Source organism: Betaproteobacteria bacterium (assembly GCA_016194905.1).
In the GTDB taxonomy this organism is placed as follows: Bacteria; Pseudomonadota; Gammaproteobacteria; order Burkholderiales; family JACQAP01; genus JACQAP01.
The window spans coordinates 166649-176141 of the sequence record JACQAP010000034.1 but is presented as its reverse complement, the minus strand read 5'-3'; the positions used below and the strand labels follow the sequence as shown (position 1 = coordinate 176141).

11 protein-coding genes are annotated in these 9493 nt (G+C 59.9%); 8 read left to right on the top strand and 3 right to left on the bottom strand.

Going from position 1 to position 9493, the window contains the following annotated elements; all coding sequences use genetic code 11:
• Nucleotides 1–320 precede the first annotated feature (320 nt).
• A complete protein-coding gene (locus HY067_22540; GenBank protein MBI3530734.1) occupies nucleotides 321–779 on the top strand; it encodes an MOSC domain-containing protein in 459 nt (152 codons plus the stop codon).
• 224 nt (nucleotides 780–1003) lie between these two features.
• Here HY067_22540 and HY067_22535 read toward each other — a convergent pair whose 3' ends face one another.
• Nucleotides 1004–1252: a hypothetical protein gene (locus HY067_22535; protein MBI3530733.1), complete on the bottom strand. Its 249-nt coding sequence runs from the start codon at nucleotides 1250–1252 to the stop codon at nucleotides 1004–1006.
• A gap of 200 nt (nucleotides 1253–1452) precedes the next feature.
• On the opposite strand from HY067_22535, the gene HY067_22530 reads away from it, so the two are divergent.
• The 5 genes from HY067_22530 to HY067_22510 all read left to right on the top strand — a co-directional run bounded on the left by HY067_22530 (nucleotide 1453) and on the right by HY067_22510 (nucleotide 4608).
• Nucleotides 1453–2025 carry a CoA pyrophosphatase gene (locus HY067_22530; GenBank protein MBI3530732.1) on the top strand — a complete coding sequence of 191 codons (573 nt, stop codon included), beginning with the start codon at nucleotides 1453–1455 and terminating at the stop codon, nucleotides 2023–2025.
• Nucleotides 2022–2513: a Cys-tRNA(Pro) deacylase gene (ybaK, locus tag HY067_22525; GenBank protein ID MBI3530731.1), complete on the top strand. Its 492-nt coding sequence runs from the start codon at nucleotides 2022–2024 to the stop codon at nucleotides 2511–2513. The genes HY067_22530 and ybaK overlap by 4 nt, the downstream gene beginning before the upstream one ends.
• A 127-nt stretch (nucleotides 2514–2640) precedes the next feature.
• The gene (locus tag HY067_22520) at nucleotides 2641–2979 is read left to right on the top strand and encodes a DUF3301 domain-containing protein (protein MBI3530730.1); all 339 of its coding nucleotides are present in this window, start codon (nucleotides 2641–2643) and stop codon (nucleotides 2977–2979) included.
• A gap of 135 nt (nucleotides 2980–3114) precedes the next feature.
• Nucleotides 3115–3387, top strand: coding sequence for a hypothetical protein (locus tag HY067_22515; protein ID MBI3530729.1), 273 nt, complete (start codon nucleotides 3115–3117; stop codon nucleotides 3385–3387).
• A 36-nt stretch (nucleotides 3388–3423) separates the two neighbouring features.
• Nucleotides 3424–4608, top strand: coding sequence for a patatin-like phospholipase family protein (locus HY067_22510; protein ID MBI3530728.1), 1185 nt, complete (start codon nucleotides 3424–3426; stop codon nucleotides 4606–4608).
• A 30-nt stretch (nucleotides 4609–4638) separates the two neighbouring features.
• On the opposite strand, the gene HY067_22505 is transcribed toward HY067_22510, so the two are convergent.
• Together HY067_22505 and HY067_22500 are read right to left on the bottom strand one after the other, a co-directional pair.
• On the bottom strand, nucleotides 4639–5250 hold the full coding sequence (locus HY067_22505; protein ID MBI3530727.1) for an ANTAR domain-containing protein: 612 nt from the start codon (nucleotides 5248–5250) through the stop codon (nucleotides 4639–4641).
• A 9-nt stretch (nucleotides 5251–5259) separates the two neighbouring features.
• Nucleotides 5260–6417, bottom strand: coding sequence for a transporter substrate-binding domain-containing protein (locus HY067_22500; GenBank protein MBI3530726.1), 1158 nt, complete (start codon nucleotides 6415–6417; stop codon nucleotides 5260–5262).
• 833 nt (nucleotides 6418–7250) lie between these two features.
• On the opposite strand from HY067_22500, the gene urtA reads away from it, so the two are divergent.
• Nucleotides 7251–8435: an urea ABC transporter substrate-binding protein gene (gene urtA / locus HY067_22495; GenBank protein MBI3530725.1), complete on the top strand. Its 1185-nt coding sequence runs from the start codon at nucleotides 7251–7253 to the stop codon at nucleotides 8433–8435.
• A gap of 125 nt (nucleotides 8436–8560) precedes the next feature.
• Nucleotides 8561–9469, top strand: a complete 909-nt coding sequence (gene urtB / locus HY067_22490) for an urea ABC transporter permease subunit UrtB (GenBank protein MBI3530724.1) — start codon at nucleotides 8561–8563, stop codon at nucleotides 9467–9469.
• Nucleotides 9470–9493 lie beyond the last annotated feature (24 nt).

The following is a 9493-nucleotide window of genomic DNA, read 5'->3' as shown; positions in this document are numbered from 1 at the left end:
CGGGAAACTGCGTCTCAAGCTGCTTGATCGTCATTTGATGTATTTGCAAGTGCTTTTTGGCTTTGGGCATGGTTCACTCCTATCAACGTGGAGCCACTATGCGCCCTAGAAATGAATTAGTCAAGTACTGCGTAATCGCCCTAACTAAAGGTGTGAGCCAAGCACCCTCTCCGCCTGAGGGGGAGAGGTTTTGCCGACACGGCGTTGACGGAGTCATCCGGGGCGGGAGGCGAAACGAATGCGCTGCCCGCAAACGGGTAACTTCGTTACTAACGTGTCCGCGCATTGGGGGTGAGGTGGACGGTGATCTTGCAAAACTGATGGCGAACTTTCCCCGAGCGGGGAAAGTGGAATGGATCGGCATCCGCGCGGAGCGCCGTGCGCCGCTGGTGGCGTTGGCACAGGTCGAGGCGATCGCCGGTTACGGTCTGGCGGGAGATCACTACGCATCGAATAATAACGGCAAGCGTCAGGTCACGCTGATCCAGGCGGAGCACCTCGAAGCGGTGGCGAAGATCCTCGGCAAATCTGAAGTACGCGCCGACGGGCTGCGCCGCAACCTGCTGGTATCCGGCATCAATCTTTACGCCCTGCGCGACCGCAAATTCCGCATCGGCGCGATCCTGCTCGAAGGAAGCGGACCCTGCGATCCCTGTTCGCGGATGGAAGAAGTTCTCGGCATCGGTGGCTACAACGCGATGCGCGGACATGGCGGCATCACCGCGCGCATTCTGGAAGGAGGCGTATTCAGAGTCGGAGAATCGCTCCAGGCGCTTTAGTGTTCGGGAGCGGTGCTGTGTTGAGAATGAGCTTTTACCCTGGCCCCTGGTCCCCGCGGCACGCTAGCGCTGCTCCAGCGATTCCAGGGGCACGGTTTCCCAGTCGAATTCCTCGCCCATTGGCTTGATGCCGGCTGTCTGCCGCGCTTTGACGATCGAAAAATAAAAATCCCGCTGCGCGCGATCGCGAAGCGGGATTGGCCGGGCACGACGGGCTGCCTTAATTAATTATTGATTCCCAGGATCTCCATGGCTTTGCCCAGGGTTTCGATCGATTCTTTGTGCTTGCCGGCCTTGTGCAGTGCTTCGCCTTCTGCACGAAGTTTCTTGACGTCGGCGAGTTTCTCGGCCGAAATATTCGGCTTCTTCGCCAGAGCTTCATCGATCTTCTTCATGTCCAGGGGACAATGGTTGGCAAAGGCGCTGCCGGCGATGGCAAACATCGCAGCGACAACCAGCGTGCGTAGTTTCATGCTCCTCTCCTTTTCTGTTGGACGGTTTCCCGTCGCATCCGGAAAAACGGCGGCGTCGGGACGCCGTTCCTGATGCGGAAAAAATTGTATACCTCGTCGGGGTTAAAATAACCTACTTTCTGAAACTTGCTGCGCGTTCCGTGTCTCAATCAGGCAACGTCAAATATTCGCAATACAGCCGCGACTGGCTCGCGGAGCGTCTGGGTGGCCATGATAGTCCGCGGGAAGATACGAATTTCCCACTCTACGTCCATCCGCCTGAGCACAAGCCGGTGCCCGCCGCCGTGCTGGTGCCGATAGTCAATCAGCCCGGGGGCCTGACGCTGATGTTTACCCAGCGCACTGCGCATCTGTACGACCATGCCGGCCAGATCAGCTTTCCCGGCGGACGGGTCGACGAAGGCGATGCCGATCGCATTGCCACGGCGTTGAGGGAGGCGGAGGAGGAAACCGGTTTGAGCCGGTCGCGGGTTGAAATCATCGGCCGGCTTCCCGAATACGACATCCCCTCGGGGTTTCGCGTGACACCGGTGGTCGGCTGGGTGGAGCCTCCGTTCGAACTGAAGCCCGATCCTTTCGAAGTGGCCGATGTCTTCGAGGTGCCCCTCGGGTTTTTTCTCGACCCCGCCAACCATCGGCGCCACAGCGACGTGCGCAATGGACGCACGCGCTATTACTATTCGATGCCGTATGGCGGGCGCAACATCTGGGGAGCCACGGCGGGCATGTTGTACAGCCTTTACCAGATACTGTCCGCGGGTCCCGGGCGATGAGCAAGGAAAAGACGCCGGTAACGGCTGCGGTACGCGAACTGCGCGCCAACAAGGTCGAGTTCACCGATCACCTTTACGATTACGAAGAAAAGGGAGGTACGGCGGTATCGGCCCGCGAACTCGGCGTGCCCGAGCACACCGTGGTGAAGACGCTGGTCATGGAGGACGACGACAGGAACCCACTCGTCGTGCTGATGCATGGCGACTTGAAGGTTTCCACCAGGGAACTGGCGAGAATTATCGGCGTCAAGACCATCGCCCCTTGCAATCCCGATGCGGCAAACCGACATTCCGGTTACGTGGTCGGCGGCACCTCGCCTTTCGGTACGCGCAAGAGAATGCCGGTCTATATGGAAGAAACCATACTGGAGTTGCCGAAGATCTACATCAATGGCGGCAAGCGCGGCTACCTGGTCGGCATCGCGCCACGGGAAGTTGTTCGCATGCTCGCGCCGAAGATGGTCAAGGTGGGAATTAAAGAAACGTGACGGCGTGACGAGGCAAGGTCAAAGCCGTAAGAAACGGGGATTGGGCAAGCATTTCTTTCTTAGCAATGAACACTTTCGTTTTCCTCTTGCATACATCGCGTCGTCACGACCGTCACGCCGTCACGGAATTCAAATGATCGAACTCACCGCCCTTCTCATCTTCCTCGCCGGCGGCTGGTTCTGGCTGGACAGCCTGCGCGCGCGCGATGCCGCGCTCGACGGAGCACGCAGGGCCTGCGAAGCCGAAGGTGTGCAACTGCTCGACTGGACGGTTGCCATGAAGCGAATCCGGCTCGGACGCGACGACGAGGGCCGCAGAGGGTTCCAGCGCACTTACGAATTCGAGTTCAGCGATACCGGTAACAACCGCATCGAAGGTTCCATAACCGTGATTGGCCGGCAGTTGCTGGCACTCAACCTGCCGGTCATTGCAGCTCCACCGTCCAACGTCATCCGGTTGCACTAATGGACTTCGGGAGCATGTCCGCGCGCCTTGCAGCCTGAGTTTTGACAGCAGTCTCAAGTCCTTCCCGCAGGCATTGCTGGCTCTGCGAAAAGCCTTGTGGCATCATGACTTTAACAACGAGCGGCAGGGAGGGGTATGAGCAACGAACAACACGCGCAGGAAATCGCCATGCTGCGCGCGGAAATTGAAATGCTGATGAGCGAACGGCAGGCACTTCTGCGCGCCACCGGCGCCGCCGCGGTATTTGTCGCCAATCTCGACAGTGAATCGTTGCCGGAAGATACGTACGCGGTCGCCGATATTCTCGCCCACGCGCTGAATGACCTTTCCGAAGACACGTTGCGCGATGCGCTCGAACTGGTCCAGCCAGCCATTGAATCGGCCCGCGCAGAACAGAAAGAGCAATAACGACGGCAACCGGTCCGGCTTAATCGGGCGGGCCCCATGTTGGACAATCAAAATTCGTCCCCAGCCAAGGTTGGTCTGATCCTGACGGGGGGCGGCGCACGCGCCGCCTATCAGGTCGGTTTCCTGCGCGCCGTATCCCATATGTTGCCGCGCGGAGCCCCCAATCCGTTTTCGATAATTTGCGGCACGTCAGCCGGTGCCGTGAACGCTGCGGCGCTCGCATCCAACGCAACCGATTTTCACCGCGCCGTTCGCCAGATGCTGCTGATCTGGAAATACTTCCACGTCGACCAGGTGTACCGGTCCGACGTGCTGGGTGTGTTCGGCACCGGTATGCGCTGGTTCCTGGCGATGCTGATGGGCGGCCTAGGCAAGAACAATCCCAGTTCCCTGCTGGACAACACGCCGCTCTCGCAACTGCTGCGGGAGCGCCTGGACCTTGGCGGCATTCGTCGCAGCATCGATGCCGGCGCGCTCTATGCGTTGTCGATCACGGTATCCGGTTACGCTTCGGGACAATCGGTGAGTTTCTTCCAGAGCGTGCCGGGACTGGCCGGTTGGCAGCGGGCGCGGCGGATCGGCGTTCCGGAAATCATCGACTTCGAACATCTGCTGGCGTCCAGCGCGCTGCCCTTCATTTTTCCCGCGGTGCCGCTGCGGCGCGAATTCTTCGGCGACGGCAGCATGCGCCAGATTGCGCCGATCAGTCCCGCGCTGCATCTGGGTGCGGATCGCGTAGTCGTCATCGGTGTCGGGCGCCAGATGCAGAACTCGCCGCAGCGAGTGAAGATGAGCAGTTATCCGTCACTTGCGCAGATAGCAGGGCACGCGCTGAACAGTATTTTTCTCGACAGCCTGGAAGTCGACATCGAACGTCTGCAGCGCATCAACAAAACCATCAGACTGATTCCCCGCGAAGAGCGCGACAAACACAACATGCAGTTGCGCGAAGTTGATGTTCTGGTGATCTCTCCGAGCGAGGAAATCGATCGCATTGCGGCGCACTATTCACACGAGCTGCCGCGCTCGATCCGTTTTCTGTTGCGCGGACTCGGTGCGGCACGCACCGGTGGCGCGACACTGACGAGTTATCTGTTGTTCGAACCGGCCTATTGTCGTGCGCTGATTGCGCTGGGCTACAAGGACACGATGGCGAGGCGGGAGGAAGTCATGAAATTCATCGGTACCCCCTCTCCCCTCGCGGGACAAGGGAACACTTGAAGCCGAGCAGAGGGCTAGGGAGAGGGGGACTCAGGTCTTTACATCCATTCCCAGTATTTCGTTCGCCTTGATCACCGCGTCCGCGATTTCCTCTGTCGTCACGCGTTTGGTCATCGCGCGATTGCGGATAAGATCGTAGGCTTCCTCCTCCGAGATATGCCGCGATGTCATCAGGATCGCCTTGGCCTTGGCGATCTTGCGCTGCGCGGTCAATCTTTGCTCCAGACGCACCACGTATTTCTCCCGGGTGCGAGACTTCTCCGCCTGGCTGACCGCAACGGCAATTGCAGTCAGCAGTCCTGATGATTTCACCGGTGAGCCGATCACGCTGAACGCATTCAGTTGCAGCACCGCCTCGACGATGACCGGATTCTCGTAAGTCACGACCGGGATCACCGGCAGGGAGCCATCGCGCCGCAGCCATGGCAGGCCCATCGACAGCACTTCCGGGCGCATCGCGAAGAACACCAGATCTGCTTCCTCCGGCAGCTTCTCGAGCGGCGGCCAGAATGCCTTGACCTGACAGCCGATGCGGCCGAGCTGACCGATCAGCTCCTGGCCGTCCTGATCTTCCGGATGGAAGACCACGACGCGGAGCGATCGCAACTCGCGCAACAGCCGTGAGGTCCCGCCGCTTTTCATCGCATGGACCTAGCGCGAGTTGACCTGCACCCGCGCCGACCAGTCCTGCAGGGTGTGGGACACGAGATAGGGATCGGGGCGCACCCAATGGCGGCCTTCTTCGATGATGTCGAACTGGCCGTTCGCGTTGATCCTGCCGATGCGCGGACGCAGGTAGGTGTGATGGTTGTGTTCGTCGATGCGAACCTTGCCCTGCGGCGCGGCGAATTCCGATCCGGGCAGCACGCGCAACAAATCCGGTACGCTGTCGCAGTTCATGCGTCGCATTGCGCTTGCCAGCAGATGCGTCTGGAAGTAAGCCGCCTCCCAGCACTGGTTGGTAACGATGTCGTCCCCGAAGCGGGCCTTGCAACGGGCCACGCACTGGCGGTTCTCGTCGGTGGTGATCGACTGGAAGTAAGGGGCGGAAGTGATGTGGCCCTCGGCGATGTCCGCGCCCATCTGCTTGATTTCCGCTTCGCAGGTCGTCAGGCTCGCGATCGGCATGTCCGCCGGATCGAGCTTGAGCTGGGCGTAAGCGCGATGCAGCAGCGCAGTGCCGTCGCCGACGACGGTGGAGAAAATGAAATCCGGTCCCGCCTGCTTGATCTTCTTCGCGAGCGCCAGGTAGTCCTCCCACGGCGCATCCAGCGGCAGATAGGTTTCTCCGACTTTCTCCCCGCCGCGCTCCAGGATCAGGTCGCTCATGATGCGATTGGATTCGTACGGGTAGATATAGTCGGAACCGACCATGAATACGCGCGAACCGAATTCGCGCAGCATGAATTCCGCGAGCTGCACGCTGTTCTGATTCGGTGCCGCGCCGGTGTAGATGACGTTGCGCGAATATTCGAACCCTTCGTAGAGGGTTGGGTACATCAGCAGTGCATTCCATCGCTCCACCACCGGGATCACGGCCTTGCGCGTGCTCGACATGTAGCAGCCGAGGATGACATGGACGCGATCCTCGAGAATCAGCTTCTCGGCAAGCGCGGCGAACCTTGCCGGCCGTGACTCCGGATCGTAACTGACCGCCTGCAATTCGCGTCCGTTGATGCCGCCGGCGTCGTTTATCTCCTGGATTGCCAGTAGCGTGCCCATGCGCTCGGATTTTTCGATCACCGAGGTGACCCCGGTCTCCGAGAACAGAACGCCAATGCGAATCGGCTCGTTGGATTTGGCTTTCATCATCTGTGTCGTGAATTTTCCAGCGGGGTCTTGCGACCCGCGCGCGTTGTTCGGGTTGTCGGAACGATGAGCACGCCGGTGCGGCCCGGCTGAATGCGGACTAGCGGCGCATCTTTGCGCTGGGGGGCACGGACGGCAATGCACCGTGCACGATGAAAGCCAAATGTCCGGAACGGGACGCCGTGTCGGACGCGACACGCCGATGCCTCCTTGCATCGGTCCGGTATTCGTAGAACTCCATATCCTGGCGGACGATCTTGCGTACGATCGCTTTGTTTGCCGGCTTTAATATCGAGCAAATCCCGGACCCGCTCGACAGGTGATGCGCGCGCTCCACCGCCAATCAGCGCGCACAGTGATTCTGCATCGATTCTGCCTCAGCAGGCTAAATATAGCGCAGTCACTGTATCATGGCCCGAGTTATTCCAAGTTGGTGCCATTGCGCCGCAATATGCACCGGATACGTGCGAAGTCCTGGGTGGATCTGATAGGCCTGCGGCGCAGCAACGACGCGCGCGATGCCTCGGACGGAACCGCGGGGCCTGCCGTGAATGCCTTTCGATTCAGACTTGTTCCGCCGATTTTTCGCAGGGTTGTTGAGGTCGGAATAATTTTGGTTGCAGGATTGGCCCTGATTTTGCAATATGGTCATCGGGTTTCTCGACCGGGTTTTCCCGATCACTGAGAAATTCATAAAGACAACATAGCCCGACCGCGACAAGGACGTCGCGGTCGGGCCAGGCATAGAAGCCCACAGGACGGATTGCATCCGCCCTGTGGGTTTTTTTTCGCCGTCGCCGAACGGCTGCACACCTCAAGGGGAAAGGGAAGACATGAAGTTCAGCAGAAGACAGTTCATCAAGAGCGCAGCAGCAGTGACGACCGTCGCGGCATTGCCCGGTGCGCCGTTCATCCGTTCAGCGGCCGCGGCAGACACGATCAAGGTCGGCATCCTGCATTCGCTGACCGGCACCATCGCCATCGCCGAGGCCTCGGTGGTGGATGCGGAAAAGCTCGCGATCGAGGAGATCAATGCAGCCGGCGGCGTGATGGGCAAGAAACTGGAGGTCGTCGTCGAAGACGGCGCCAGCGACTGGCCGACTTTTGCGGAGAAGGCGCGCAAGCTCCTGGAGAAAGACCAGGTGGCGGCAATCTTCGGTTGCTACACCTCGGCTTCGCGCAAAGCCGTGTTGCCGGTGATGGAGCGCTACAAGGGCCTGCTCTACTACCCGACTTATTACGAAGGTCTCGAGATGTCTCCGAACATCATGTACACCGCGCAGGAAGGCACGCAGTCCGCCATCGCCTCGCTTGACTGGCTGTACAAGAACAAAGGCAAGAGCTTCTATCTGATCGGCTCCGACTATATCTGGCCGCGCACCATGAACAAGCTCGCCAATCTGCACCTGAAGAAGATCGGTGCGACGGTGGCCGGCGAAAGCTACTACCCGCTCGGTTCCATCGAGTTTGCTTCCGAAATCAACAAGATCAAGGCGGCAAAACCGGATGTGATCTGGAGCACGGTGGTGGGGGGATCCAACGTCGCGTTCTACAAGCAACTGAACGCCGCCGGCATCACCGGCAAGACCCAGGCTCTGTGTGCCATGGCGGTATCGGAGGAAGAAGCGTCCGGCGTCGGCGCCGAAAACCTCGAAGGCTTCATGTCGTGCATGGGCTATTTCCAGAGCGTGAAGAATGCGGCGAACGACAAGTTCGTCAAGGCGTTCAAGGCCAAGTACGGCGCCAACCGCGTCGTCGGCGACACCATGGAATGTGGCTACATTTCGGTATATTTGTGGAAGCTCGCGGTCGAGAAGGCGGGCAGCATCGATGTGCCGAAGGTGGTCGCGGCCTCGTCCGACCTGGCGCTGGATGCTCCGGAAGGCAAGATCAAATTCCACAAGGCCAATCACCACCTGTGGAAGCATGCCCGCATCGGCACGTTCAGGAAGGATGGTCAGATCGACATGATTTACGAGTCGCCGTTGATCGAGCCGAACCCGTTCGCCAAGATCTGATCAGAGCCAGGATCTGATCGCGTAAGACGGTCTGCGCCATCTTCCTTCCGCACCCGGCGGCGAAACGCCGGGCGCGGAGCAGAGGACGGATTCTCGGTTACTTTCGAAAGGGAGTCGGGTCCCGGATGACCTTCGATATTTTTCTGATGCAGGCTTTCAATGGTCTGAGCCTGTCCACCATCCTGGTGTTGATGGCGCTCGGCCTGGCCATCGTGTTCGGCCTGATGGGCGTGATCAACATGGCCCACGGCGAGCTCATGGCGATGGGCGCGTACACGACGTACGCGACCGCGCTGCTGTTCGAGAAATTCATGCCGGGCCTGAAGGACATCTACTTTCTGATCGGCATCGTGGCTGCGTTCGCCGTGACCTTCGTATTCGGCTTCGCGCTCGAGCGAGGCGTGATCCGCTTTCTGTACAAGAGGCCGCTGGACACCATGCTGGCGACCTGGGGCCTGAGCCTCATTCTGCAGCAGGTGTTTCGCCACGTGTTCGGTCCCAAGGAAGTCGGCGTCCCGACGGTGAGCTGGCTGCAGGGCGGGTGGGCGCCAGCCGCGATTCCCGGCGCGTCGTTTCCCCTGAGCCGCATTTTCATCATCGCGCTGGCGCTGCTGGTTTCGTTCGGCGTGTACCTGTTGCTGTTCCGCACACGCTGGGGCCTGCGTATCCGTGCGGTAACCCAGAATCGCGCCATGGCCGGCGCCGCCGGCATCAATACCGAACGGGTCGACGCACTGACGTTCGCGCTCGGCTGCGGCCTGGCTGGCATCGCGGGCAGTTCGTTCACCATGCTCGCTTCGACAGGACCGGTGACGGGGCAGCAGTATGTCGTCGACACGTTCATCGTCGTCGTGTTCGGCGGCGTCGAGAGCCTGCTCGGCACGCTGTTGTCCGCGACGATCATCGGCGAGCTGCAATCCACTTTTGAATTCCTGATGACCGGCTCGATGGCCAAGGCCTCGATCCTGCTGCTGGTGATCGTCGCGCTGTATTTCCGTCCGAACGGGCTGTTTGCGTCGAAAGTGAGGAGATAGTGGGTAACGGAGTCGGCGCAGTGA

Coding starts and splice junctions, on each gene's coding strand:
- ybaK (MBI3530731.1), top strand. CDS start 2,022: ATGAGCAAGGAAAAGACGCCGGTAACGGCTGCGGTACGCGAACTGCGC.
- urtB (MBI3530724.1), top strand. CDS start 8,561: ATGACCTTCGATATTTTTCTGATGCAGGCTTTCAATGGTCTGAGCCTG.
- urtA (MBI3530725.1), top strand. CDS start 7,251: ATGAAGTTCAGCAGAAGACAGTTCATCAAGAGCGCAGCAGCAGTGACG.
- HY067_22515 (MBI3530729.1), top strand. CDS start 3,115: ATGAGCAACGAACAACACGCGCAGGAAATCGCCATGCTGCGCGCGGAA.
- HY067_22510 (MBI3530728.1), top strand. CDS start 3,424: ATGTTGGACAATCAAAATTCGTCCCCAGCCAAGGTTGGTCTGATCCTG.
- HY067_22500 (MBI3530726.1), bottom strand. CDS start 6,417: ATGAAAGCCAAATCCAACGAGCCGATTCGCATTGGCGTTCTGTTCTCG.
- HY067_22505 (MBI3530727.1), bottom strand. CDS start 5,250: ATGAAAAGCGGCGGGACCTCACGGCTGTTGCGCGAGTTGCGATCGCTC.
- HY067_22535 (MBI3530733.1), bottom strand. CDS start 1,252: ATGAAACTACGCACGCTGGTTGTCGCTGCGATGTTTGCCATCGCCGGC.
- HY067_22540 (MBI3530734.1), top strand. CDS start 321: ATGGCGAACTTTCCCCGAGCGGGGAAAGTGGAATGGATCGGCATCCGC.